26 protein-coding genes and 1 tRNA gene are annotated in these 25,873 nt (G+C 50.9%); 7 read left to right on the top strand and 20 right to left on the bottom strand.

The features are described from left to right. Positions 1-46 precede the first annotated feature (46 nt). The 9 genes from hisIE to ACNA05_RS08985 form a co-directional block, all read right to left on the bottom strand. A complete protein-coding gene (gene hisIE, locus ACNA05_RS09025; protein ID WP_415811271.1) occupies positions 47-652 on the bottom strand; it encodes a bifunctional phosphoribosyl-AMP cyclohydrolase/phosphoribosyl-ATP diphosphatase HisIE in 606 nt (201 codons plus the stop codon). Then, entirely contained in the window at positions 652-1,419 is a 768-nt protein-coding gene (hisF, locus tag ACNA05_RS09020) for an imidazole glycerol phosphate synthase subunit HisF (RefSeq protein ID WP_415811134.1), read from the bottom strand. The genes hisIE and hisF overlap by 1 nt, the downstream gene beginning before the upstream one ends. Beyond that, positions 1,413-2,138, bottom strand: coding sequence for a 1-(5-phosphoribosyl)-5-[(5-phosphoribosylamino)methylideneamino]imidazole-4-carboxamide isomerase (gene hisA, locus ACNA05_RS09015; RefSeq protein ID WP_415811132.1), 726 nt, complete (start codon positions 2,136-2,138; stop codon positions 1,413-1,415). Before hisA ends, hisF begins: the two co-directional genes overlap by 7 nt. Then, positions 2,135-2,734: an imidazole glycerol phosphate synthase subunit HisH gene (gene hisH / locus ACNA05_RS09010; RefSeq protein ID WP_415811131.1), complete on the bottom strand. Its 600-nt coding sequence runs from the start codon at positions 2,732-2,734 to the stop codon at positions 2,135-2,137. The genes hisA and hisH overlap by 4 nt, the downstream gene beginning before the upstream one ends. Further along, positions 2,731-4,380 (bottom strand): histidinol-phosphate transaminase, encoded by a 1,650-nt coding sequence (gene hisC, locus ACNA05_RS09005; protein WP_415811130.1) that lies wholly within the window; start codon positions 4,378-4,380, stop codon positions 2,731-2,733. Before hisC ends, hisH begins: the two co-directional genes overlap by 4 nt. After that, positions 4,373-5,674: a histidinol dehydrogenase gene (hisD, locus tag ACNA05_RS09000; RefSeq protein WP_415811129.1), complete on the bottom strand. Its 1,302-nt coding sequence runs from the start codon at positions 5,672-5,674 to the stop codon at positions 4,373-4,375. The genes hisC and hisD overlap by 8 nt, the downstream gene beginning before the upstream one ends. Before the next feature lie 2 nt (positions 5,675-5,676). Next, positions 5,677-6,561, bottom strand: coding sequence for an ATP phosphoribosyltransferase (hisG, locus tag ACNA05_RS08995; protein WP_415811128.1), 885 nt, complete (start codon positions 6,559-6,561; stop codon positions 5,677-5,679). Further along, positions 6,558-6,845 carry a YerC/YecD family TrpR-related protein gene (locus ACNA05_RS08990; RefSeq protein ID WP_415811126.1) on the bottom strand — a complete coding sequence of 96 codons (288 nt, stop codon included), beginning with the start codon at positions 6,843-6,845 and terminating at the stop codon, positions 6,558-6,560. Before ACNA05_RS08990 ends, hisG begins: the two co-directional genes overlap by 4 nt. 89 nt (positions 6,846-6,934) lie before the next feature. After that, positions 6,935-7,024, bottom strand: a tRNA-Ser gene (locus ACNA05_RS08985). A 574-nt stretch (positions 7,025-7,598) separates the two neighbouring features. On the opposite strand from ACNA05_RS08985, the gene ACNA05_RS08980 reads away from it, so the two are divergent. From ACNA05_RS08980 to ACNA05_RS08955, 6 genes are all read left to right on the top strand, one after another. Continuing rightward, positions 7,599-8,591 carry a septal ring lytic transglycosylase RlpA family protein gene (locus ACNA05_RS08980; protein ID WP_415811125.1) on the top strand — a complete coding sequence of 331 codons (993 nt, stop codon included), beginning with the start codon at positions 7,599-7,601 and terminating at the stop codon, positions 8,589-8,591. A gap of 125 nt (positions 8,592-8,716) precedes the next feature. Next, the gene (locus tag ACNA05_RS08975) at positions 8,717-9,862 is read left to right on the top strand and encodes a D-alanyl-D-alanine carboxypeptidase family protein (protein WP_415811124.1); all 1,146 of its coding nucleotides are present in this window, start codon (positions 8,717-8,719) and stop codon (positions 9,860-9,862) included. 3 nt (positions 9,863-9,865) lie between these two features. Continuing rightward, positions 9,866-10,525: a dTMP kinase gene (tmk, locus tag ACNA05_RS08970; protein WP_415811123.1), complete on the top strand. Its 660-nt coding sequence runs from the start codon at positions 9,866-9,868 to the stop codon at positions 10,523-10,525. Continuing rightward, positions 10,526-11,590 carry a DNA polymerase III subunit delta' gene (locus ACNA05_RS08965; RefSeq protein WP_415811122.1) on the top strand — a complete coding sequence of 355 codons (1,065 nt, stop codon included), beginning with the start codon at positions 10,526-10,528 and terminating at the stop codon, positions 11,588-11,590. It abuts the gene before it with no gap. Continuing rightward, positions 11,590-12,381: a TatD family hydrolase gene (locus ACNA05_RS08960; RefSeq protein WP_415811121.1), complete on the top strand. Its 792-nt coding sequence runs from the start codon at positions 11,590-11,592 to the stop codon at positions 12,379-12,381. The genes ACNA05_RS08965 and ACNA05_RS08960 overlap by 1 nt, the downstream gene beginning before the upstream one ends. Continuing rightward, positions 12,372-13,217, top strand: a complete 846-nt coding sequence (locus tag ACNA05_RS08955) for an MBL fold metallo-hydrolase (RefSeq protein WP_415811120.1) — start codon at positions 12,372-12,374, stop codon at positions 13,215-13,217. The genes ACNA05_RS08960 and ACNA05_RS08955 overlap by 10 nt, the downstream gene beginning before the upstream one ends. Here ACNA05_RS08955 and ACNA05_RS08950 read toward each other — a convergent pair. From ACNA05_RS08950 to gyrA, 7 genes are all read right to left on the bottom strand, one after another. Continuing rightward, complete coding sequence (locus tag ACNA05_RS08950) at positions 13,180-13,788, bottom strand: histidine phosphatase family protein (protein ID WP_415811119.1); 609 nt, start codon at positions 13,786-13,788, stop codon at positions 13,180-13,182. The two genes, ACNA05_RS08955 and ACNA05_RS08950, sit on opposite strands and share 38 nt — an antisense overlap. Beyond that, positions 13,785-14,591: a 3-deoxy-manno-octulosonate cytidylyltransferase gene (locus tag ACNA05_RS08945; protein ID WP_415811118.1), complete on the bottom strand. Its 807-nt coding sequence runs from the start codon at positions 14,589-14,591 to the stop codon at positions 13,785-13,787. Before ACNA05_RS08945 ends, ACNA05_RS08950 begins: the two co-directional genes overlap by 4 nt. Beyond that, positions 14,584-15,552 (bottom strand): KpsF/GutQ family sugar-phosphate isomerase, encoded by a 969-nt coding sequence (locus ACNA05_RS08940; RefSeq protein WP_415811117.1) that lies wholly within the window; start codon positions 15,550-15,552, stop codon positions 14,584-14,586. The genes ACNA05_RS08945 and ACNA05_RS08940 overlap by 8 nt, the downstream gene beginning before the upstream one ends. A 50-nt stretch (positions 15,553-15,602) precedes the next feature. Continuing rightward, positions 15,603-16,532, bottom strand: a complete 930-nt coding sequence (locus tag ACNA05_RS08935) for a tyrosine-type recombinase/integrase (RefSeq protein WP_415811116.1) — start codon at positions 16,530-16,532, stop codon at positions 15,603-15,605. Between the two features lie 210 nt (positions 16,533-16,742). Then, positions 16,743-17,057 carry a hypothetical protein gene (locus ACNA05_RS08930; protein WP_415811115.1) on the bottom strand — a complete coding sequence of 105 codons (315 nt, stop codon included), beginning with the start codon at positions 17,055-17,057 and terminating at the stop codon, positions 16,743-16,745. Positions 17,058-18,035: 978 nt separating this feature from the next. Continuing rightward, entirely contained in the window at positions 18,036-18,713 is a 678-nt protein-coding gene (locus tag ACNA05_RS08925) for a methyltransferase domain-containing protein (protein WP_415811114.1), read from the bottom strand. 91 nt (positions 18,714-18,804) lie between these two features. Next, positions 18,805-21,573 carry a DNA gyrase subunit A gene (gyrA, locus tag ACNA05_RS08920; protein ID WP_415811113.1) on the bottom strand — a complete coding sequence of 923 codons (2,769 nt, stop codon included), beginning with the start codon at positions 21,571-21,573 and terminating at the stop codon, positions 18,805-18,807. Positions 21,574-21,794: 221 nt separating this feature from the next. Here gyrA and ACNA05_RS08915 point away from each other — a divergent pair, with 221 nt between their 5' ends. After that, the gene (locus tag ACNA05_RS08915) at positions 21,795-22,475 is read left to right on the top strand and encodes a superoxide dismutase family protein (protein ID WP_415811112.1); all 681 of its coding nucleotides are present in this window, start codon (positions 21,795-21,797) and stop codon (positions 22,473-22,475) included. Between the two features lie 37 nt (positions 22,476-22,512). Here the strand turns inward: ACNA05_RS08915 and ACNA05_RS08910 are convergent, their stop codons facing one another. The 4 genes from ACNA05_RS08910 to ACNA05_RS08895 all read right to left on the bottom strand — a co-directional run bounded on the left by ACNA05_RS08910 (position 22,513) and on the right by ACNA05_RS08895 (position 25,841). Beyond that, entirely contained in the window at positions 22,513-23,892 is a 1,380-nt protein-coding gene (locus ACNA05_RS08910) for a DUF2330 domain-containing protein (protein WP_415811111.1), read from the bottom strand. Between the two features lie 28 nt (positions 23,893-23,920). Beyond that, positions 23,921-24,832 (bottom strand): RnfABCDGE type electron transport complex subunit D, encoded by a 912-nt coding sequence (locus ACNA05_RS08905; protein WP_415811110.1) that lies wholly within the window; start codon positions 24,830-24,832, stop codon positions 23,921-23,923. 168 nt (positions 24,833-25,000) lie between these two features. Continuing rightward, the gene (locus ACNA05_RS08900; protein ID WP_415811109.1) at positions 25,001-25,414 is read right to left on the bottom strand and encodes a DUF6691 family protein; all 414 of its coding nucleotides are present in this window, start codon (positions 25,412-25,414) and stop codon (positions 25,001-25,003) included. Position 25,415: 1 nt separating this feature from the next. Beyond that, positions 25,416-25,841 (bottom strand): YeeE/YedE family protein, encoded by a 426-nt coding sequence (locus tag ACNA05_RS08895; RefSeq protein WP_415811108.1) that lies wholly within the window; start codon positions 25,839-25,841, stop codon positions 25,416-25,418. Positions 25,842-25,873: the final 32 nt, after the last annotated feature.

The raw sequence follows: 25,873 nt of genomic DNA, 5'->3' as shown, positions 1-25,873 counted from the left end.
GATATGCGATGGGGATCCCCGGTCAAGCCGGGGAACAAGTTATTCTTTACTTATGCCGCCCTTGCAGCACCTCAATCGCATCGGTTAGCGACAGCCCCTTTGCCCGTAGCAAGACAATCAGATGATAAAGCAAATCCGCACTTTCGCCCAATAACGCTTCCTCATCCTCCGCCACAGCGGCGAGGGCTGTTTCCACGCCTTCTTCGCCGATTTTTTGCGCCGCGCGGCGCAGGGGCCCCGAGAGGAGTTTTGCGGTATAAGACTCGTCCTCAGACGCTCCGACCCGCCCTTTTACGATATTATCGAGATGTCCCAAAAAGCCCACGCCGCTCGCGCCGTGATCGCCAAAGCAAGACACCGTGCCCGTATGGCAGGTTGGACCTTCTGGATTTGCCATTACCAGCAATGTGTCATTGTCACAATCAACGGTCATGGAAATTAGGTTCAGGAAATTTCCGCTACTTTCACCTTTCGTCCAAAGTGTCTTGCGCGACCGACTATAAAACGTCACTTTGTTTGTCTCATACGTCTTAGCGACGCTTTCTTTGGACATATAGCCGAGCATTAGAACTTGAAGGGTTTGCGAATCCTGAACAATGGCGGGGACGAGGCCGTCGCCTTTGGCAAAATCAATATGTTCTGAAATGTTCATCATAATCGTATCGCTATCCCGGATTTGGATAAGTCTGATTTTAAAGTGGGTATCGAAATAACATTCTTATGAAAAACGCTGGCCGCCAACGCCCCGTCTACATTGGCCTGTTCAAACACGTCTTTAAAATGCACAATCTCGCCTGCGCCGCCGCTTGCAATAAGAGGTACGGAGCATACTTTTCTCACAGCAGCGAGCTGCTTGATGTCATAGCCCTTTCGGACTCCGTCTTGGTTCATGCAATTGAGTACGATTTCGCCTGCGCCTCGCTCACACGCTTCTTTCACCCAGGCGAGCGTCTCGCGTCCCGTTTCACGTTGTTTGTTGGGGTCGCCAGTATGAGAACGGACGCGATAAGTGCCTTCATCTTCAAAACTATCAATTCCAACGACAATGCATTGCTGCCCAAAAGCATCGCTCATTTCGGTAATCAGACCGGGGTTCATTAGAGCCGGAGAGTTGATGCTGATCTTGTCGGCGCCAGCAGCCAATCTCGCGCCCGCGGCTTCGACAGTTTTAATGCCCCCTGCAACACAGAAAGGAATATCAAGGACTTGTGAAACTTTCTTTACCCAAACCGGGCTGACAGAACGATCATCAACCGAGGCGGTGATGTCGTAAAAAACCAGCTCATCTGCTCCGGCATCTCGATATCTGAGAGCCAAATCTAGAATGCCGCCGACGTCCTCATGATTTTTAAATTGGACGCCTTTGACAACGCGGCCTTCGCGCACGTCCAGACAGGGTATGATGCGTCTCGCTAACATGCGACCGCGTCTGCAACCGTGAGCTTATTTTCGTAAAGCGCTTTGCCGATTATGATGCCGTGGGGTTTTAGGGCCTTAAGCGCTTTCACATCCTTTATCGACCCGACGCCCCCGGACGTAATCACATTCAAGGTCGGATAACTAGACTGAACTTCTTTATAAAGTTCAACGTTTGATCCGCCCAAAACGCCGTCCCGGCCTATATCTGTAATCAATACTGTGTTCAGGCCAGATCCGGAATAATCATCCAGTATCTCCCAAAGCGACCTTTTTCCTGCTTCCAACCACCCTCGTGTTGCGGGGAAGGGCACGCCGTTCTCGTCCAAATTCACGTCCAGTGCGACAACAATTTTAGAAGGGGTGACTTCATTCAGCCAGAATTTGACCATTTGCGGATTCGTCACGGAGAGAGAGCCGACGACAACCCGGTCTATACCGCCATCAAGAAGCCGCTGAATCTGCGAAAGGTCACGGATTCCGCCACCGGTTTGAACTTTTAGTCCGCTTTCGGAGGCAATTTTCATAATCAAATCAGACTGGGATGACTTGCCGTGCTTCGCGCCGTCTAGATCCACGATGTGCATTCGCTCTGCGCCCTCTGCGGCAAAGCGTTTAGCGACGTCGATTGGATCCTCGTCATAATCGGTACGTTGATTAAAGTCGCCTTTATACAGGCGAACGCAACGTCCATTTATAAGATCAATAGCCGGGATAATCATGCGGGCAGGTCCAAAAAATTCTTCAATATACGTGAGCCTGTGGCACTACTGCGTTCCGGGTGAAACTGGCAACCCCTGAAATTGTCTTGGCGAATAATCGCGCTGAAAGATGTGCCGTAGTCGCATTTCATCAAGGTGTGATCGCCGATGGGTGCCGCAAAGGAATGGACAAAATAAGCGTATTCACCGTCTTGAATCCCATTTAAGAGCGAATCTTTCTTTACGGTCGAGAGCGTATTCCATCCCATATGCGGGCTTGGATTGCTATGAGTGTCCAAAGCCCCAACATGACCTTTGACCACGCCGAAACCTTCAACCCGTTGATCGCCTTCTTCCAGTGTTTCAAAGAGAAGCTGCATCCCCAAGCAGATCCCTAATAAAGGCTGTTTCAAGCTTCTTACCACAGGCACGAGCTGTCTATCCCGGATTTTTTGCATGGCATAAGGCGCGCTCCCGACACCGGGGAGCACCACACGCTCCGCCTGCTGAATGCGGCTTGCCTCCGCCGTAATCTCAGACTCGACACCCAAACGGCCAAAGGCAAACGCAACGGAAGAGAGGTTTGCGCAGCCTGTATCGATAATAATCAGGCTCACGCTAACATACCTTTCGTAGACGGCATTTCAGTCGTTCCTGTTTTGGCAAAAGCTGGACGGAGCGCGCGCCCCACCCCCTTAAAGCAGGCCTCAACAATGTGATGTGAGTTATCGCCCTGAACATCAATGTGGATCGCCGCGCCGAGGCTTTGCGCCAGGCTTTCAAAAAAGTGCGGACACATCTCGACAGGAAACTCTCCAATATGGTCAGTTGGAAAAGTGCCTTTGAAAACGGCCGCCGGACGGCCAGAGAGGTCAATCGCGACCTTGGCTTGGGTTTCGTCCATCGGCATCACGAAGCCGTATCGTCCGATACCCGCTTTATTCCCAAGGGCCTGACGCAGCGCTTCGCCAAAGGCGAGGGCAGTATCTTCTACCGTGTGGTGGGCATCAATTTCCAGATCGCCTTTACAGGTCAGACGCAGTCCCATCCCGCCATGTTTGGCGATCTGCTCCAGCATATGATCGAAAAAACCTAGCCCGGTTTCAATTTCAACCTTGGACGTGTCATCCAAATTGACGCGCACGGCGATGTCGGTCTCTTTGGTTGTGCGAAAGGTTTCTCCAACACGTTCTGCTTTGTCATCGGCAACCACTCCAAAGGCTTTCAAGGCCAAGGTGTTTTCAGCAGGAGACCCAATAGAAATCCTCATCCGGCCTGTTGTCGACCGATAATCGCGAATTTTAATAGCGCGCTTGCTCAGCTCTCTGATTAAACCTTCATCCTCTTTCACTTCTAAGAGCAAAAAGTTTGCTGCAGAGGGATAAACGGTTTTTACGAAAGGCGATTTTTTAAGCTCTTTCGCCATACGCTCGCGTTCTTCCAGGGTTTCTGTCAAACGTTCGGCATGAACGCCCATCGCGGCTGGGGCGAGGGCGCTCAAAATCGCTTTTTCGACAGGTCTGGCGATAGGATAAGGCGGCAAGACTTTAAGCATAAGCTCAATCACCCGCTCATCTGCAATGGCGCACCCGCCGCGCACTCCGGCAAGAGCGTAAGCTTTGGACAGCGTCCGCAGAACCACAAGGTTGGGATAGTCCGTTATATCGTCAATAAAGCTCTTACTTTCAGAGAATTCAATATAAGCTTCGTCAACCACGATAAACGTGTCGGGAAACGCTCTCGCCAATTCCAATACAGAATTACGGGTGATTTCATTGCCAGTCGGGTTGTTTGGCGAGCAAATGAAAATAGCCTTGAGCTTTTTCGTCTCCGATGCGGCTTTATGAATGCCGTCTACATCCCACTCATAGGTTTCCGATAGCGGTACTTCGATAGTTTTGGCGCCCTGAATATCCGCTACGGTCTTGTAATAGCCAAAAGTCGGCGGGCAAATCAAAATACTGTCCTGACCGTCCTCGCAAAAAGTTCGAAGGAGGATTTCAATGCCTTCATCCGCGCCGCGCCCGACTAGAATGCGCTCCGGCTTGGTGCCATAAATATCCGCCAAACGCTGCCGTAGAGCAGGGGGTTGCTGCTCAGGGTAACGGTTATAATTCGCGACACCTGTCACCGGCGGAGGCGCATATGGGTTCTCGTTGGCATCTAGATGCAATGCGTCCGTACTGCCGCCGCGGGCGGAATAGCTGTCAAACGCCAGCACCGCTTTGCGGGCAATTGAATATGGCCAGTCAGTTTTAGTCATTGAGCGTCTCCAATCGGAGCGAGACGGCCCGTCTATGGGCTTCCAGCTCTTCCATTGTCGCGAGTCTCTCCACTGTAGGGCCGAGGTTTTTCAAACCCTTTTTGGTCAGGCGCTGTACGCTGATGTACTTGATGAAACTTTCCAGCGTGACACCGGAATAAGCCCGCGCCGCGCCGTAAGTAGGTAGGGTATGGTTTGTCCCGCTTGCATAATCGCCGACCGCCTCCGGCGTCCAAGGCCCGAGAAAAATGGACCCGACATTCCGGATTTTCGGCACGAGCATTTCTGGATCTTTCATCTGAATTATCAAATGCTCAGGGGCATAGCGATTCACAATATCGACTACGTCGGCGCGGCTATCGGCAATAATAATGCGCGCATACTCAAGAGCTTGTTCTGCGATCTCCTTGCGCGGTAGAGTCTGAAGCTGTTCCTGCACCGCGTCTTCAATTTCTTGTGCCTTGTCCGGAGAAGTCGTGACGCAAACAACTTGTGCGAGAGTGTCATGCTCCGCCTGGCTGAGCAAATCAGACGCCACGAATACCGCATTGGATTTCCGGCCTGCTAATACCATGGCTTCTGATGGTCCGGCCGGAAGATCAATACCCGGCCCGCCCGGCTCCTGCGCTGCTAAGGACTTCGCCGTTGCGACCCAAGCATTGCCGGGCCCAAATATCTTGTCGCATTTGGGGATGGTTTCCGTGCCATAGGCGAGTGCGGCAATAGCCTGCGCGCCTCCGCAGGCATAGACGGCGGTTACTTCACATCGATGGGCGGCCGCCAAAATGGCTTGGTTGATATGCCCATCCTTAGCGGGCGGCGTCACGACAATGCGGTTGCGGACGCCGGCGACTTTAGCGGGGATAGCCAGCATTAAGAGTGTCGAGACGAGGGGAGCAGTTCCGCCTGGCACATAGAGACCAGCCGTGCCAATGGCGCGTGATTCCCTCCGGCAATAGACACCCTTCATCGTCTTCACGGAAATGTCCTGTGGTCTTTGCGCAAGGTGAAACTGCTCAATATTGCTTTTAGCTGTCTCAATGGCTGTCTTATCGGCATCGGGCAGGGCCTCCCAAGCCGCCTCCAGTTCTTCTGCCGGAATGAGGTGAGTTTCGGATTTCACGCCGTCAAATTTAGCCGTGTAATTACTAACCGCTTTATCACCGCCGGATTTCACGCCTGCCATTATCTCTCGTACGGACGCGACCAATTTGTCATCCCCAATAGCTGCGGGGCGGGAGAGGGCGCTTTCACGCATCTCTTCCGATAAACCTGACCAGTAGAAGCGCTCCATGATTAGCTCATCATCTTTTCAATGGGCAGAACAAGGATCGCTCGTGCGCCAAGGGCTTTCAGATCTTCAAGTGTTTCCCAGAAAATGTTTTCCGTACAGACAGCTTGAAGCGCCACAAGCTTATCTTTTCCTGCGAGAGGAATAATAGTAGGCGAGTCGGATCCCGGAAGCAGTTCCGTAATCGCAGCGACCTTGTCCTTGGGCGCGTTGAGCATAATATATTTCGTCTCGGACGATTTGATGACGCCGTCTATGCGGCTCATTAATTTGTTCAGAAGCGCCTGTTTATCCGCCGACAGTTTACGACCGGATTGGATCAAGACAGCTTCGCTCTCCAATATCGTTTCGAACGCGCTGAGGCCATTGGCTTCGAGCGTGGCGCCCGAGGACACTAAGTCACAAATGCTCTCTGCAATTCCAATAGATGGGGCCAATTCGACCGCGCCTTTCATTTCGACCGATTTAGCAGAAATGCCACGTTCTTTGAGGAAATTCCCGAGCACACCGGGATAGGTCGTGGCGATACGAGTTCCGTTTAACTGTTCCGTGTTATTAATATCCCCGTCATTGGGCGCGGCGAGAGACAGTTTGCAGCGAGAGAAGCCGAGGCGCATCGTGATTTCAGCGTCCAATCCTTCACGGCTGACAAGTTGTTCCTCAACTAAAACATTCTCGCCTACAATTCCGATATCGGCGGCATCATTGGCCACAAAACTAGGAATGTCATCATCTCGGACAAGTAAGAGATCAATTGGCATGTTCTTAACGCGTGCAAGCAATCCGCCGCCCCGGATAGCAAAACGCAAGCCGCATTTTTTCAGTAGTTCAAAGCTGTCGTCAGCTAAGCGCCCTTTTTTCTGAAGGGCAATCCTTAGACGGTCGGTCATGTCTTTTCTTTCAACTTATTATTTGTCACTTGTTCGAGGGCGAAGCGGTATCCGCCGTGTGGTTCGTCTCTGAGGAAGCGTGCTACCCGGCCTATCGTCGTTGTACTCACACCCGACTTGGCGTGGATTTCGCGATATGACAGCTCATCTCGATCTAAGAGCTGCGCGACGGCCCAGCGCTCTGTCAAAGCCCGACGCTCTGCAGGAGTACAAAGATCTGTCAGGAACGCGGCCACGGATTTCTCCGAATCTAATTCTGCTAATGTTTTTTCAAGAGTCTGCATGCTGCCTCACTGTGTTATCGTGTTAATACAGACTTACAAAAGCGACGCAAGCCCGAAATATCAGATCAGAGGTGATTTTTAGGGAGAAGTGGCGGGCGGGGAGGGATTCGAACCCCCGATAGGCTTGCACCTATGCCGGTTTTCAAGACCGGTGCATTCAACCACTCTGCCACCCGCCCACGGGTGTAAATTGAGCGTGCGCAGCGCTTAGTCAATTTTGAAACGCCGTTCAACCCATTTGTCAAAGGAAAGGTGCGAAAAGGTAAAAGAAAATCGATCCGCGTTTATCGGTTTTAAAAATTCTACGCTTTTAAGCCCTTACCTTTAATCTTAATAGATAAATCCGCGCTTTGGTTTTTGGGCCCCTATTAAAATCGTTCTCATCTACATGGGGCTGGCTGATATTACGTTAGCCGGTACTCCCAGCGTTTTCGCTATGTGAAGGCTGAGTGACTGAAATGTAAGAAGCGTATTCTATTTGTTTCTGTAAGGGTGCAGTGAATCGCAAGGTGAGGGTGAGGGGGTTAACCAAATCCTCACCTAGAATTTTGACAAGGTATTCACGGTAATCTCTAACCCCGACTTAAAGCTGTTTGTCTAAATATAGGGTCAATGAGAATAGTCAGAGAGGCGAAAAGCCCAAACTATTTTTAGCCATATAGGACCGGTCATCATGGTTATCCATGTGTTTTGGCCATCACAGTGAAAGTGGGTAAGAGAATGAAAACGGTAAGACAGAAGAGACTTTTAAAGATGAGCATTTCCGCCTTGATGATGATAACTTTAAGTGCGTGCGCTTCGACCAATGTTGTCAAAGTCTCGGAAGCTGCGCCTATTACGTATAAAATGGAACAGGGCGTCACCAAATATGCGTCTCTGGAAATGCCGTCTGCGCCAAATAGTATTCAACATCGTCGTCCGTCCACATTGCAAAGTGCACCGTCCCCTTACTTGCCTCAGGCAATATCTCCAAGAGGACCAAAATTTAATCCGAGCGATGTAGATGAAGATCTCTATTCGCATCAAAAAGTTGGGCAGCCTTATAAGATGGCGGGTTCAACTTATGTGCCAAAGCACGAACCTAAATATGACAAGTCTGGTTTAGCCTCTTGGTATGGCGCCAGATATCATGGCCGCCCTACTGCAAGCGGAGAGATATTCAATAAGAACGACCTGACCGCAGCCCATAAAACATTGCCAATGAATTCAATGGTTCACGTTGAGAACTTGGCCAATGGCCGGACGCTTACCGTCCGAATAAATGACCGCGGTCCCTTTGTTTCGGGTCGGATTATCGACTTGTCCGAAGCTTCGGCGAAAATTTTGGGATACACTCAAAACGGAACGGCGCGAGTTAGAGTTCGTTATGTGGGTCCTGCGGATCCGAACGCCGCTCACCAGAGCGCTCAATCGCTACCTCCCGTATTCGAGGCTCCCTCTTTGACAGTCGAGGCTCCGACCCCAAAGGCGATGCCATTTTCAAACCCCAAAGACGCTACGCCAATAGCACCGAAAGAATATCAAGAACGCGACTATTTCGAGATAGATCGCTCTCGTGATGCGCAAGATTATAATTCACCTATTGCGCCGTCTGCTCCGATTCCTGCTCCAAATGCCAGCGTGCCTGAATCTGACGGACAAGTGACGCTAACGATTAAAGGTCCGATCCGGATGGCAAAGAGTGAGAATAGCGAAGCTCAATTTATTCCGGCCGTAAACCGCAGGACTTATCAAACAAAAGACTAAACACCTCACTTGGACCGCAGCGCGGCCTTGCGGTTGCCCTAAAGCTGTGAGAATAAACTAAGGTGCTCTTTTGGGCGCCTTTTTTTGATTCTCTCCCCTATGATTAATCGGGATATTTGGTCTTTATGCGTTTCTTTTCCTCGCTCCTTCTCACTGGTCTGTTAATTCCTACGGCTGCGCTTGCGCAAGCTGGGGCAACTGGGTTTCAAACCGACGCCCCTCATGCCGTAATTTACGATTTTAATAGCCAGGAAGTCCTATTTAAAAAAGACGCTGAAAAACCAATGCCCCCGGCTTCCATGACGAAAATTATGACAGCCCTTATGGTGTTCGAGGCCTTAAAGGCCGGCGACATTACGATGGATTCTGAATTCCCTGTTAGCGAAGAGGCTTGGCGTCGTGGCGGCGCAAAATCCGGCTCTTCCACTATGTTTCTGAAGCTTCATTCTATGGTGCGGGTCGAGGACCTTTTACACGGTGTTATTACTCAATCGGGGAACGATGCGTGTATCGTGCTCGCCGAAGGCTTGGCCGGCTCGGAAAGCGCGTTTGCCGCACGCATGACCTCTCGCGCGCATGAGCTCGGAATGAATAGCGCTAACTTTGTGAATTCAACGGGATGGCCAGACCCGGGCCATGAAATCAGTGCGTTAGATCTGGCAAAACTGGCCGAATATACAATTCGGGAATTCCCTGAATATTACAAACTCTATGATATTCGAGACTTCACTTGGAACGGAATAAAGCAAGGCAACAGAAATCCCCTTTTGGGGCGGTTCACGGGTGCAGACGGATTGAAAACAGGTCACACTGAAATTTCCGGCTACGGCCTCGTCGGCTCCGCAGAACGTGACGGAGAACGCCGCATCGTAGTGTTAAACGGCACTGATAGTATGGCAGAGCGCCGCAACACAGCGATTACACTGATGACGGCCGCATTCACTCAGTTTAAAATTTATGATGTTTTCAAACCCGCCGACCGTATTGCCGAAGTCGACGTCTATATGGGTAAGGCGTCTAAAGTTGGCGTAACGACTGCGGAGCCTGTTAAAATTGGCCTGGCTCGGATCAACCGCCCAGGTCTTCGGTCTGAGCTCCATGCTAAAACAGCGGTTGCCCCCATTAAAGCGGGCGATGAACTCGGCGAAATCGTAATTTATGACGGCGATACAGAACTCAAAACTGTTACAGCCATAGCCGCTGAAGATATCGATGAACTGTCCGGGGTCGGGAAAGCTTGGGCCTCTCTGTTGAAAACTATCAGGGGCTAAATCATGGAACGAGGTCAGTTTATAACATTTGAAGGCGGTGAAGGCGCGGGGAAAACGACCCAAGCCAAACGTCTCTGTGATGCCTTACAAAGCGCGGGCGTCGAAACGCTCATGACTCGTGAGCCAGGCGGAACTTTTGGCGCTGAAGCTATTCGGGATTTGGTGCTCTCCGGGACAGAAGAGCGGTGGTCAGGGATGACTGAGCTCCTGTTGATGTATGCAGCGCGTTTGGATCATATTGAAAAACTTATTAAGCCTGCTCTGGAGCGGGGCGTCTGGGTAGTTAGTGATCGATTTGCAGACTCTAGCCTTGCTTATCAGGGATACGCTCGAGGACTGGGCCCTGACCGCGTAAAGGCTGTTCACGCTGCAGTTATGGGTAACTTTCAGCCCGACATGACAATCCTCTTCGATATTGATCCGATCATGGCGCAAAAGCGTGTTGAAACTCGCGGTGAAGAAATGTCTCGTTTTGACCGAGAGGGAATTGATTTCCACAATACTCTGCGGGAAGCGTTCTTAGATATTGCCAATGACAACGCCGAGCGGGTCTTTACGTTAGATGCAGGCGGAAGTCGGGATAATATTCATAACCGTATCATTCACGCCCTCACGACACGATACCCCCAACTCGCCGGCAAATTGGGCGGCGCGGAGTCTTAGGTGGCGAAGGGCTTCGAAACTGAAGACCTGCCAGAGTCGGATCGCGCGCCAGGATGTTTACACCCTCGCGAAACATATGATTTGCTTGGTCACGCGGATGCAGAACGGAAGTTCATCGAAGCAAAAGACTCTGGGCGTCTCCATCACGCTTGGTTGATAACCGGGCCGCCAGGCGTCGGGAAGGCCACAATTGCCTATCGTATGGCAAGGTCGCTCTTGGGCGGCGAGTCGTTGATGGAGGGTAGTCTCAATATTCCATCTTCTGACCCTGTGGCACAACGTGTTCAAGCCCGAGGCCATGGCAATCTTTTCGTCGTGAATAGGCCTTGGGATAAGAAAACCAAGAAGTTCAAGCAAGACATACCAGTCGATGCCATTCGGTCTATCGGAGGCTTTCTACAAGGAACAGCGGCCGAAGATAAAGAACGGCGAGTTGTCATTATTGACACAGCAGATGATTTGAACAGCAATGCCGAAAATGCCCTGCTGAAAATGCTCGAAGAACCACCCAAACGGACTGTCATGATCCTCCTGTCGTCGTCACCGGGTCGCCTTCTACCTACCATCCGATCTAGATGTTTGAGTGTTGCTCTTAAACCCGTTCCGAGAGGTGACATCAAGAACTGGTTGAAAAAGCAGGGGGACGCCTCTCCTGACCTTATTCAAGCCTGCGCCGTATTAAGCCGCGGCGGCCCGGGCAAAGCGGTCGCCTTGGCGCAAAACGCCAAAGAAGTTCTGATGCCTTTGAAACGGTTTCTTGCGTCTCTGGCTGGCGGGCAAGACAGCATCGATATGTCGATAGCGAAATCTCTAGCGCCGCAGAACTCGGCGGTCTCAAGAGCATTGTTTTGGGATGTTTTGGAAGATTCTATCCAGCACTGCGCGATGTACTCGCAAACAGGTGTGTGGGAGGGGGCATTTGAACCGCCGAATTTGACCAAAAGTTCGGATAAGTGGATTTCCGCATGGTCTCTTGTTCGAGATCAGAAATCTGTCGAGGCAGCAATCAATACAGATAAAACCGGTACCATGCTCAACACTTTAAGCGCCGTGAGAGCCGCCTGATGTTGATTGATAGTCATGTCAATTTGCACGGGGAGAAATTCGCCGATGATCTGCCAGAGGTTATAGTCAGGGCGAAAGAAGCAGGCGTGAGCGGGCTTCTCAACATTTGCTGTAATATCAAAGACTTTGAAGCCACACTAGATGTTGCCAAGCGTTCGGACGGGATCTGGGCTAGTGTCGGAACGCATCCTCATGACGCCAAAGACAATCCTGAAATTACGGCGGAAGAGCTGGTCAAAATGGCTAAGCACCCCAAAGTCATCGGCATTGGCGAGACAGGTTACGACTTTCACTATGGCTACAGCTCCGAAGCGGAGCAAGTTTTCAATTTTCAGGCTCACATTGACGCTGCGCGAGAGCTACAAATCCCGCTAATAATTCATACGCGTGAAGCCGACAAATTGATGATGAAGACTCTTGATCGTGAAATGGCAAAAGGAGCATTTCCTGCCTTGATGCACTGCTATACGTCCGGACCGGAGCTGGCGAAAGATGCGGACGCAATGGGATGCTATTTTTCGGTGTCAGGAATTGTGACATTCAAGAATGCCCATGACGTGCGCGCCATTATCGACGTCATGCCAGAAGACCGCATCATGATTGAAACGGACTGCCCTTACCTAGCGCCTGTTCCGTATAGGGGACGCCGAAATGAACCCGCTTATGTAAAAGAAGTTTGCCAAGGCCTTGCCGACGTCAAAGGATGGTCATTCGAGGACACAGCAAAACGGACAACCGACGCCTTCTTCAATCTCTTTCAAAAAGCAGACAGGGCAGAGCTATGGGGTTGAGAGCTGTTATTCTTGGCTGCGGATCCTCAGGCGGGGTTCCGCGTGTGGGCGGTGATTGGGGGTTTTGCGACCCATCCAATCAAAAAAATAAACGCTCCCGTTCCTCGCTCTATGTCGAATATTGGGACGGTGAGGACATGCCTGTGCCGGAAAACCGTACGGCTATCGTAGTTGATACGAGTCCCGATCTTCGAGAGCAATTCCTAGCGGCTAATATCAAACGACTCGACGCTGTGGTCTTCACTCATGAACATGCGGATCAAAGCCACGGTATTGATGACTTACGAGCCGTTGCTTATCGGATGCGGACACAAATTCCGACCTATATGGATCAAAATACCAAAGACCATGTTCATACCCGGTTTGAGTATTGCTTTGAAATGCCTGACGGGCGAGTACACCCTCCAATTCTAGTGCTTCAGCCGCTGATGAAAAGCGGAGACAAGGTTGAAATAGACGGACCGGGCGGCACACTGACGCTCGATGTTTTCGAAGTTAGCCACGGGCCGACTAGCTCGCTCGGATTCATCTTTGACGACAAACTTGGCTACGCCCCGGATGTCTGGGACGTGCCGGAAGAGGCGATTGAGGCTTTAGCCGATATTGATACATTCATCGTTGATAGCCTCCGTTATAATGCACATCCAACACATGCCAATACAGACAAATCTTTGTCCTGGTTGGCGCGAGTTCGAGCCAGACAAGGCATTCTGACAAACCTGCATATCGATATGGATTACGAGACTTTGAAGGCCGAATTACCGCCTATGGCGGTTCCGGCCTATGACGGGATGGAAATTATTCTGCCTCTAATGGCGGATCAAAAGGCGGCCTGACGCCCCAATATTGTAGGGTCCAATTTCCGTTTACCTCATTCAATTTTGACACGCCTCCGGTTTTCATTTTTCTGGTTTCTACGGTCAAAGACAATGCGTCCAGCAGGAAACGGGCGACACCGTTGCTTGTGACAACCACGGTGTTTGGGCTTTCTAGCGATGCAATGAATTTTGCCCAATGGGTACGGTAATATTTTGGGTCTATGTTCCAGCCATTCGGAACGACGGTGTCAACTTCCCAATCCTGCAGAGCCTGTTCGCCTATTCGCGCGATAACCTCTTGTTCGGGTTTTCCTTCGTCGGGGCCGTAGTCAATCTCCCGCAAGAATTCGGCATTTCGAATTTTCAAGTTATGGTCTTGGCAAATAGCCTCTGCCGTTCGCATGGTGCGTTTCAAAGGGGAGCTGAAACAGGCGTCCAAAGGCACGTTTTTGAAGGCCTCGGCTAAGGCTTCGGCTTGTGCTTGTCCACTTTGCGAAAGAGGTAAATCTGTTCGGCCGCCGACACGCAATATTTCGTCGCCCTTATCAAAGGTATTCCCGTGTCGGACGATGTAGAGCGTCTTAGTCATAAATGCGCCAAAATAGCTTCGGCCCGGCGGAGGTCTTCAGGCGTATCGATACCTGATATCGCAACTTCTGAGGGCTCGACCTTGACGCAGCCAATTGACAATCCGTTCTCAAGGCAGCGTAATTGCTCAAGCCCTTCTAATTGCTCCCAATGTCCTTGCGGCAATGAGACGAACTTTTCTAAGGCTGACTTGCGATAGGCATATAACCCGATATGGCGGCAAACGGGTGATAAGGGAGCGGTCTTTCTCAAGGACTCTTCTTTACGAATAGCCGGAAGAATGTTTTTGGAAAACCAGAGCGCTTTGCCGTTTTCATCCGAAACAACGCTGGTGCCACTAAACGGCGTGTCTACCTTGTCGAGCCTCATCTGATCAAACGCGTCCCATGTGAGTTGGATATAAGGCGTAGCGACATCAAAACCGGGCTCCTTTTTTAAAAGGTCTAAAACGGCGATGACGTGTCCGGGCGGCGTAAAGGGCGCGTCCCCCTGTAAATTCACAATCATATCAATCGATTGTTCGGACGACTTCTCATAGCTTTCCACGGCCGCCAAGGCCCGGTCACTCCCGGAGGGCAGCTCCGGATCGGTCATGACGTATTGCATTCCGGCTTCGCTACAATGGGTCGCAATTCGTCCGTCATCCGTTGCAACTAGAGCCACACAATTGTCTAATTCTTCCGCTGCTTTCTGAGCATTCCGGTAAGTACGTTCGACCATTGTCTGGCCGCCCAGAATGGCCAAGGGTTTGCCGGGGAAACGCGTCGAAGCGTATCGGGCCGGAACTATAATTGCGCTAGACATAACCGGCCGCCAAAAGAGATTTAAGATCAACTAAGGCGAGAGGTTTTCCATCTTGAACGACAAACGCATTGCCGATACGGCGGGCGGTAAACTCATCCACGACCGTTCCCATCCTCTGCTCTTTTGAAACGGTGAATGGGCCGGGGGTCATGATGTCCGTCGCGCTCATTTCAAACAAATTTGGCCCCATGGCCCGGCGCAAATCACCATCCGTTACAATCCCGATTAACCCCCCGTTTTCATCCGTTATTCCGACACACCCCAATCCGCCTTCGGTGATGGCCAAGACCGTCTCGGTCATATCCGCATTTTGATCTATCAATGGGTTGCCGGCTTTGGTGCGATCCATCCAATCCGAGACCTTCTGCAAGCGTAGGCCAAGTTTACCGCCCGGATGGCGACGCCCAAAATCTTCCGTCGTAAAGCCGCGCTTTTGCATAACGGAAACGACTAAGGCATCTCCCATAGCCAGAGTGTTTGTCGTCGATGTCGTTGGCGCTAAACCGTTGGGGCAAGCCTCGGCGACTTGAGGAAGCAATAGGGTGACAGTGGCGGCCTTTGCTAAGGTAGAGTTTGGCCGTGACGTCAAAGCGATCACTTTGACTTTCTCTTTCTTGGCGTAATCAAGAACGTCTACTAATTCGCGGCTTTCACCAGAATTTGACAGGGCGAGGAGGGTAGAGCCCTTGGCAATCATACCTAGGTCGCCGTGACTGGCTTCTGTGGGGTGCATGAAAAAAGCAGGCGTTCCTGTCGAGGCAAAACTTGCAGCGAGCTTTTGGCCAACATGTCCTGATTTACCCACTCCTGCGACAATCAGATAGCCCTCAGACTTCATAATAATTTCAACGGCTTGAGATATGGTGTTCGTGTCGATGGACTCCAGCAGGGAAGACAAGGCGTCGCGTTCCTGACGCACTATATTGCGGGCAAATTCTGCGATCTCTGTCGGCGTGTTCATAGGGTTCCTATAGGCGGTTCAGGGCGCGGAAACGAGTTAAAACTTTAGTCCTAAAATTTCAGCCTCTGAATTTCGGTCACCTTAGCCACATCTTTGGTGCGATCGTAAAGCTTAGTGGTCGTGGAATTGGAGTGATTTGCCATGATGCGCGCGTCTTCCAAACTACCGCCATTATTGAGGTAAGTCGTAATGCCCGTTGCGCGAAAGCTATGATTGCCAATATCGCGGTGTATCCCGGCGGCGAGAGCACGTTTCCGCACCATGCGCCAAGAGGAATTGCGGTCAAAGGGCTTGCCTGTCAGATAGCCTCCACGCGCCGTAGAAGACTGAAAAATCAATTCGTTAGGCTGATTCATTAAGCCTGTGGTCTGCAAATATTCATCCATCATTTCTTCTAAATCCGGGTGAACAGGCATTTCATGTCGTTTAGAGCCTTTTTCTTCGCCCACAAGCCACCTCTGGTCGCCGCGGAGCTCATAATCGCGCACTTTGAGCGCCAAAGCTGCTGAGATACGAAAGAAGGAATAAACCATTAGGCCTATCAAAGCGCGGTCACGCAGATCTTTCTGAGAGCGGCGTGGAATGCTGTCGAGTATCTGGCGGACCTGTGTTGAGACGATAACCGGCGTCTTGCCTGTCCCCGACGTGGTACGCGGGAGTTTCACGGCTTTGGCCGGATTTACGGACAAGACGCCTCTGACAACGCAAGAATCTAAAAACATGCGCACGGCTGAAAGGTATTGCCGTAAGCTTGATTTCTCATAGCCTTTTTCAATCTGCGCGATGTTGAAATGCTGCACATGGATAGGCTCGATATCAAGGACGTCCGTAATGCCTAGGCTTTCGCAATGCTCAAAAAATAGACGCAATCCGTTGGCGTAGGCGTGATTAGTGTGTTGGTTGATATTGAGCGAAAAGAACTCGGCATAAGCCGCGGTCATTTTCGTGCCATTGCGAACCACAAAGGACGGCGGCGTCATATCCTGTCCAGTCTTTATATCCTGTTTTGAAGGGGGCATAACACACACTCACGCTGTCACGGCCTCAGGGGCCTGTTTAATACAACATAATCTGCATTATGTTGTATTAAAGAAACGTGTATTTTAGAGCGTTTTTTCAGATTATTTGCGCGTCATAGCCTCGATAAGATGCGGCCCACAGGAAAACAACCGGTTCATACCAAATTATCGTCACATCATCTCCCGTTCCATTTTCATGATCTCCCGCATTTCCGGCGTATCAGGCGGAATTCTGTCCAGAGGCTTTAACCCGACAATCTTGCGTTCAAGATTCATCAACTCTAATTCAAGTTCGTCATATTTGACCCGCCGCTTCAATGATTTTAATTCACGCATAAGGGCATGTTCATTCGCACTTAATTTGTCAGGTTGGGTCTCACGCCTCTTGGCTCGTAAATCCCTTATTCTCTCCTCCAATGTAAGGCTTGCCAGGACGGTTTGTTTCTGGCGATAGCTTTTCCGGCTGATCTGACGTTTTCTGACCATTTCGAACCTCTTTAACTTGCCCCCTCTCCTGCCCAACGGTTAGAGGCGAGAGCGGGAGTTTATACCTTTTGCCATCCCGGACATGATCCGGGATCATTCCCGTTTTCCTTTAGCGCTAATATTACCGATTTATTTCAATGTTAGCTCCTATCACACCTCGGAAAGGATCCCGGCGCGAGAGCCGGGATGACCAAGGAAGAGAATTTCGGATTAAGCGAACTTACCATTCGATTACGCCGGGGATTAGGCTCTTTTGTTTTCATCTTTTCCTCTTGAGTGTATCTCTTTGTTTTTATTTCAGTCTGTTTGGAGAAAGTGGGCTGTCTGCGGGCTGTGAGTATCGAACGGGGAACGTGTAATGAAATTGGTTTTTACGACCTCACGCTTACGGGTGTAAGGCGTAAGACCCGCAGTGATGTCTTTCTCCGCTGACGGCCAAGGGTCTCAGTCGTGGAGCCCATGGCGCTCGTCAGGCCGCCCGGTTCTCAAGGCGTTACCCTTGATCCCCCAACGACAAACATCCTCCGATTGCCAGTCAGTCAACGTGCACTTAACCTGCCCACGCAATCGGTACATTTTTCAGTCAATTCGAAAGCGGGGCCTTTAAGTCCGTCGTTCAAATCAACGAGGTTGACTATAGGCCGGAAAAGCAAAGTAAGGATGCGTCTCTGGATTATTTTGTAAGGGATTGAAAGAGTTGAGGGTTTTACGATGATAAATGCGGATGGTTTTTATTGACAACGTCTCCACTCGTCATTCCCCGACTTGATCGGGGAATCCATTCGGTGAAATTCCCGCCTTATGAGATTTTTCGTTTCATTTAGGCTGTGAACGAAAGATACACTTGCAAATCAGAGCAATTTGAACGGATGCCGCATGGATTACCCGGTCGAGCCGGGTAATGACGTGAGTTGGGCGTTTGGGAAAACTAATAATTTTTCCCCCTCAACGAAGGAGGAAAAAGCAACGTTTAAAATTCTATTCAGGCCCAATAGTGATGAGAGACTTCGTCATAAGCGCGAATCTTTCTCGGTGTATCTCGCCGTCTGGAAAGAAGGTTTTGACTAAGTTGGCATTGATAAGCGAGAGATGATCAATCTCGTCAATCGCCTCCTCTATGGGCTCAACTTTCTCGCTATAGCCAACCGCGTATTTGTTGATGAGGCGGATGCGGGTCGGCGCCGGGAGCCAATGCAGAAAAGGTACGCCAAAATGCGGTTCCAGCGGAAACCAGAGATTTGGCGTTTGCATATAATATCGTTTCGCCACGCGCCGCGATTCAGACGAAAACTTGGCCATATTTGCAAAAGATCCCACATGTTCAATGACACTGTTAGAATGGGAAATATCGAACTGATTGTCAGAAAACTGGGACAGATCACATCCGTCCCCGACGACTTGGACAATTTTCAAGTCAGAACTTTTCTGAGAATAATCCTCAAGCTCATCTTCGAAATTGACGGTCGTAATAATGACATGTTCGCGAAGGTCTTCGGACAGGTAATCCCAATAATCGCGGCGACCGCCGATATCGATAACTGTCACTGGGTCAGAGACCTTCAGGGCCTCTCTGATAAGGTTTTCAACTTTTTCAAAGCGTTTCTTCCGAAACTTATACCTGATCGTCTTTGAATCTGTCGCATCAATACGTTGCATGAGCGCCTCCCTGAGGGAGGGCATAGCCGTAAGATTTATAAAAAAGGTTTAAGACCAAACCTCTTTATCAAGAATATGGGTCAAGCTTGAACTAGGTTTCGGTGGATGCGTCACCCGCTTCGGACTCATCTTCGCTTTCGAGGACACGTTCGACAGACACTACTCTTTCGCCCTCACGGGTTTTAATAACCGTGACGCCGCGGGAGCTTCGCGAGACAATCCTGATATTCTGGACGGGACAGCGGATTAAAAGTCCGCCGTCTGTCACGATCATGACCTGATCATCTTCGTCAATTGTGAAGGATCGAACGAGTTTCGCGTCTGGGTCACCTTTTTTACGGTCCAGATTTTGAGCCGTCACGCCCTGCCCTCCTCGGTTCATGCAGCGATAGTCATAAGAGGAGCTGCGTTTCCCAAGGCCATCATCAGCCAGAGTGAGCAAGAATTGTTCACTGGCTTGCAAATACCCAAGACGTTCTTCGTCGAGTGAGGTTTCAATTTCGACGTCATCAACTGTATCATCAGCCTCGTCTTCGCCTTCTCCGTCCGACAGGGCGCGGCGCATGGCGTTTGCATGCTTCATATAGGCCCTGGCTTCGTCGGTTTCGATGTCGACATGGCGTAGTACAGCCATGGAGATGACTTCGTCCCCGTCTGCCAGTCGAATGCCGCGCACACCGGAAGAGGTGCGGCCGACAAATCGGCGAACATCGGTGACGCGGAAGCGAATGGACTTACCGAGGGCCGTCGTCAGAAGAACGTCGTCTTCCTCATTACAGAAGCGGACATCAACGATGCCGTCGCCTTCATCCGGTTTCATGGCAATTTTGCCGTTGCGATTGACGCGGGTGAAGTCAGAGAGGGAGTTTCTACGAACGCCGCCGGACCGCGACGCAAACATGATGTCCATATCCGCCCATTCATCCTCATTTTCAGGCATGGCCATGATCGAGTTGATGGTTTCACCGGGTTCGAGAGGCAGAAGATTTACTAAGGCTTTGCCGCGTGTCGCAGGCCCGCCCAAAGGCAGTTTCCAGACTTTCAGCTTATAAGCCATACCGGTCGAGGAAAAGAACAGCACAGGCGTATGCGTATTGGCGACGAAAACAGTGGTGACGACGTCTTCGTCCTTCATGGACATGCCGGAGCGCCCTCTCCCGCCGCGGCGCTGCGCGCGGTAGGTATCAAGCGCTGTGCGTTTAACATAGCCGCCAGACGTCACTGTGACGACCATATCCTCAACCGCGATGAGGTCTTCATCATCGAAATCAAGCTCGCCTTCCATGAATTCAGAGCGGCGCGGCGTTGCATATTTCTCTTTAACTTCAATGAGTTCGTCGCGAATGATCGTCTGAACGCGTTCACGGCTTCGGAGAATTTCCAGAAGATCCGTGATAAGCGCGGCGAGCTTCTCGGCTTCGTCCGTAATCTCGTCCATCCCCAGCGCGGTGAGCTTTACGAGGCGTAGATCGAGGATGGCTTTGGCCTGTTCTTCTGTTAGCTGGATTGTGCCGTCCTCCAGCAGTCTTGAACGCGGATCGGCAATGAGCTTGATCAGAGCGCCCATGCCTTGCGCGTCCCAGGTCCGCGACAGCAAGTTCTCGCGTGCCTCTTTCGGGTTCGCAGAGCTTCGGATGATCTTGATGATCTCGTCAATATTGGCGACGGCGGTCGCGAGACCGACCAAAATGTGCGCGCGGTCGCGGGCTTTGGCGAGGTCAAATTTCGTCCGGCGGGCAATAACTTCCTCACGGAAGCCCAGAAAGGCTTCCAGCATTTGCCGGACATTCATCTGCTCCGGCTTGCCGCCATTCAGCGCAAGCATGTTGGAGCTGAAATTTTGCTGCAGTTGCGAGAAACGGAAGAGCTGATTGAGCACTACGTCCGGCACGGCGTCGCGCTTTAATTCGATAACAACACGCATACCCACGCGGTCGGATTCGTCGCGGACGGCGGAAATGCCTTCAATGCGTTTCTCATTAACAAGCGCCGCTATCTTCTTGATCATATTGGCTTTGTTGACCTGAAAAGGGATTTCAGTGACAATAATTGCCATGCGATCTTTGCGAATTTCTTCAAATTCTGTTTTGGCCCGCACTGTGACAGAGCCGCGCCCAGTTAGAACGCCCTGTTTGGCGCCACTACGGCCCATGATTAAAGCGCCAGTGGGAAAGTCCGGCCCAGGAATGATGTCGAGCAAATCCACATCAGACAGATTGCCGTCTTCCATCAAAGCCAGAGTGCCGTCGATGACTTCGCCCAAATTATGCGGCGCAATATTCGTCGCCATACCCACGGCAATGCCGCCTGCCCCATTGACGAGCAAATTTGGGAACCGGGCCGGCAGAACGACAGGTTCTGACTCTGACGCGTCGTAATTGTCCTGAAAATTGACAGTATTCTTTTCGATATCCGCGAGAAGCGACGCGGCAGGCTTATCCATCCTGACTTCGGTATATCGCATAGCGGCGGGCGGATCGCCGTCAATGGAGCCAAAGTTCCCTTGCCCGTCGAGCAATGGCAGACGCATGGAAAAGTCCTGCGCCATTCGCACAAGGGAGTCGTACACCGCGCTATCGCCATGTGGATGATACTTACCGATGACATCACCGACAACGCGAGCCGACTTTTTATAGGGTTTCTCCCGGGTAAACCCGTTTTCGTGCATAGAATAGAGAATGCGGCGGTGAACCGGCTTTAACCCATCGCGCACATCAGGAATGGCGCGGGAGACGATCACACTCATCGCGTAATCAAGATAGGAGCTTTTCATCTCCTCTTCGATACTGATTAGACTAACCCCTTCGGGCAAGGGCGGAGGGCCCTCGTTTTCAGGCTTATCTTCCGGGGTCTCAGGCATGTCGTTCTCGTCGCTCAAACTCTGATCTCCCCGTAGTAATCAAGCCGCTCGAATCGTGCGGATTTTGTCCTTATTTTGATAGCAGTCAGGGTAGCTGACGGCAAATAATTAGGACCGTTTATCTCAGAGTTTTAAATTTAATCTGTTTTGATTTTCATTGCGATGGAACGCATTCCTATAGATAGTCGTAGTACATACGAATCCAATCTTAGGAGCTTCACATGACCCTTACTAAAACACTTTTATCAACTGCCTTAATTGCGTCGCTCGCGGCATGTTCTGGTGCAGACTCGGATCTCCCTGGCGCTGACGAGAGCCAAACTGAATCTGCAATGCCTGATTCTGAAATGTCTATGGAAAACGAAACTATGTCAGACGACGCAATGGACGATACAGCGATGGATGACAGTGGAATGTCTGAGACAATGGAAGCAACACGCGGCGAAGTCATGAAAAAAGATATCATGAACCCAGATGGCGAAACTATCGGCACCGTTACCCTCACCTCTCTCGGAATGGGCGGAACGGAAGTTAAAGTTGATGTCAGCGGTCTGGAGCAAGGGACACATGCTTTGCATTTCCATCAAACAGGTAAATGCGAAGGTCCGGATTTCACATCTGCAGGTGGACACTTCAACCCAACGGACAAAGAGCATGGCTTTGACGTCGCAGGGGGGCCTCATGCTGGGGACATGGAAAATATAGACGTTGGGATAAACGGCGAAGGCGTCTTCACAGTTACCAATGAGCGGGTTTCAATTCGCAGTGATAATAGTGACCTGCCCGCCCTGCTTGACGCCGACGGAGCTGCCTTGATGATTCATCAGAAAGCAGATGATTATACCAGTCAGCCAAGCGGTGCTGCAGGTGCGCGCGTAGGGTGCGCCGTCATTAAATCCTAAACATCATTCATAGTTGAATTCTGATATGGCTCGGTGACTATTCACCGGGCCATATTTTTTTCCACCATTCCACATCAGGTGCCGGTTCTGACACTTCAAAGTAGCCGCCTTCGCCGCTTTCTTCGATACGAGTGCGAATTTCTCCCGTTGACCACCCGGTCAGATTCGCAAGCGTTTTGACCTCTTCATCTTTGCGGTCATTTACGCTTTGCTTGTACTCAGTCGCGGCTTCACATTCCATTTCGCCTTCATAGGCATGGCGGAGAATATACCGGCCCTGAAAATTGTTTCTGTCGCCCGTGGTCTTGAACTTTAGATCTTCCGGAAAGCTCTCGGCGTCATAACGCACGTGTAAACGCGTGACGAAAACATCCTGCGCTAAGCTCGGTGCGGGCCGACGAGGCATAATGCCGGGTTTATTATTCTCTTCATTCATCCAAAATACGCCAAGCTCTTGTAACTCATCCCGGCTTAGCGGTTCAGCGGCGCAAGGGTCGCACCAATTCATGTCCCAAGCATATTCCATGAATACGCCGTGGCCCCCTTCCCGCTCTGTCGCGGTGGAATACATATCCTTATAGAAATCGCCGAAATCATCTTTGATGAAAATCGGAAGTTCCTTCTCCGACGGAATTTTGACGGTGCGATAATTCGTAGTCTCGACTTTGCCGTCTCGGGTCAGGGCATAGACAAATAAATCCTGATCGCCATTGGCGTTGACTGTGCCGAGACGAATAGGAAGCATGAATTTCGGGCTTTCATAAGCGACGGCGATGGGGCGGAGCATTTCACCGCCCTGCTTGGCTTTCTCCTCTAAGTTCACTTTGGCGACGAAGAACTTCATGTCCTGTTTGATATAACTCCCGAGTGTTTTCTCGGCCCCTTCCGGCACTTTATAGCCGTTTTGGGAGAGCCAGGTCTGAAGGCCGTCGCTCTCAGTCGCAGAGAGGATGAGGATGTCATATTCACCGACTGAAAATTGCTCTTCGATGGTGACGCCTAACGCTTTTGCATCTTCGGTTTTGCGTGTTGCCGTTAATATAATCGTATCACCATCTTGCATCGCTTCCGCGCTATAAAGGCGGCGCTCACAGGGGTTGTCATCAAAATATTCAACGAGACGCGGGGATGTGTAGGCATCCAAATGCTCCAGCAGAGCCGGGTCCGAGATGTGCACCTGTTCTTTGGTGATGACAGTCGGGACAGGAATAACCATTGCAAATTCGGTTGGGTCGCCTTGATAATCATTGGCCATGGTAATCACTGTGCGGTTGCCGTCCCGGACAAGCGCCACTTTGGAGCTCGAATTGAACAAATCCGTGTCGGCCTTGGCGACATAGAAGCCGCAAAACGCTTGGGCCGAAGGCGCGAGAGCGAAAAGGCCCAGCGCGGCGGAAGCGGTAAGAATGTGTTTCATGGTAGGCTCCTTTGTGAATTTTAAAATATTACTTGTTATTTCGCGCAAGCCCAAGGGGCGGCGATACAGAAGGTCGAGACGTTTTAGACAATCTTTGCGTTAACTCATTATCGTTCGGCTTTCCGGGTTCTTTGCTAGACATCACCCGAATGAGTTTCGGCCACGAGTAGCGTTCTGCCTTGAAAATCTTATCAATTAACGGGACGAGCGGAGCCGTGAGGATGAGCGCCAAAATAATCCCGGCGGCATTGTAAAGTCCAAATTGTATAGTGAAGCCGACGGCTGCGACTATTGCCGCGTAAACAAGACGCCCTGCTCTCGCATCCGGTGTGGTTTTAGGGTCAGAAATCATAAAAAAGGCGAATATCAATAGAGCGCCGCTCTGCATTTGATGGACCGGAATAGCCAAAGGATCGCCGAGCCATAGCGCGCGGCCACAGATGAGAAGGCCGTAACTGCCTAAAAGGGCAAGGCTTATATCCCATCTTTTGGCTTTCCCCGTCACCATGCCGCCGAGGCCAAGCAGGAGTAGAGCAAATAGAGGCGCTGCTCCCCATTGGCCGGGGGATATCCAGGCGGAGGTGAAAAGAAGCGAAAGAACAACCAACCCAAAATTAGCCGGGTTGAAAATATGTTTGCCCTTCCACCGCAAAATATATTTCGAAGAAACCGCTAATACGCCCGCGGCAATAGAAAGTGTGAGCGAGCCAGTCCGTAAGAGAAGGGTTAGAGAGAGGGCCGAAATGAGCGGACTCCGCGGGTCAAAACGCCGCCCGACAATACGGTCAGCAAAAGCCTGGGTGACGAGGGTTGAACCCACACACCCCGCCACATGCCACCAGGCAAGGTCAAAGCCGAAATGAAACAAGCCGAACAATATCAGAGAAGCAAGGACGCCAATCTGATAATGGCGCGGGTCAACGGAGACCGCCGACCACATGCTTTTCCCCTTTTCTGAAACCACGTTATACCTTTTTGACGTTACAATATAACTACCCTTCAAAGTGTGGCAGAAAAAAGGCAGGTGGACAAAAGATTAAATGACAAATGAGTCATTAAGGGGACGGGGCTTAGAAATTCCGTTCAAGTCCTTACTGTCAGTTTTAAGCTATGTTCTTTTAAATATTCGAAATACTGCGATTGTGGCGACCATTGAAGTGGTGAAAATAATCGCGTTGTTTCCTCCGAAACTAAAATTCGCCAATGCTGGACCTGGGCAAAGCCCCGAAAGCCCCCACCCCACCCCGAACAATCCTGACCCAATAATCAGGCGTTTGTCGATGTCACGTTTTTCCGGCAGACAGAATTTTGTTTCAAATAAAGGCTTCGCCGATTTAAGGACAAACCTATATCCGATCAGGGTAACGACTAGCGCTCCGCCCATGACCAAGGCCAGGCTAGGATCCCAATCACCAAAAATGTCCAGGAATGCGATGACTTTCTCTGGATTGACCATTTGAGAAACGGTCAATCCTAAGCCGAACAGTAACCCGGCGAAAAAAGTTGCGAGCCGTAGTTTCATTTTAGGCCCCCACAACGTGGCGAAGGATGAAAACAGTCACAACACCTGTTGTCATAAATGTAAGCGTCGCAATGACGGATCGCATCGATAGCCGCGCATTACCGCAAACGCCATGACCACTGGTACACCCGCCCCCTATTTGTGTTCCTAGCCCCACCAAGACGCCAGCAATGACGAGTAAAGGCCCTGTCACTGGAAAATTTACACTAAGAAATTCAGCTTTCCACAAAGCGGCAAGAAAAGGGCCAAGGACAAGTCCTGCCAAGAACGCAATTCGCCAGCCCCTATCGGCCTTTGTAGATGAAAAGAGACCGCCAAGGATTCCGCTAATGCCTGCAATGCGGCCCGCACTCCCCATAAGGAGTACGGCTGATAGTCCAATAAGGACGCCTCCAATCGAAGCAGATATCGGTGTAAAGTTTTCCAATCTTAGGCCAATGACGGCGGGGCTTCTGGATT

Source organism: Litorimonas haliclonae (assembly GCF_965138505.1).
Classification (GTDB): domain Bacteria; phylum Pseudomonadota; class Alphaproteobacteria; order Caulobacterales; family Maricaulaceae; genus Litorimonas; species Litorimonas haliclonae.
Note: the sequence above shows the minus strand (reverse complement) of the source record. Positions and strands in the feature narration are given on the sequence as shown.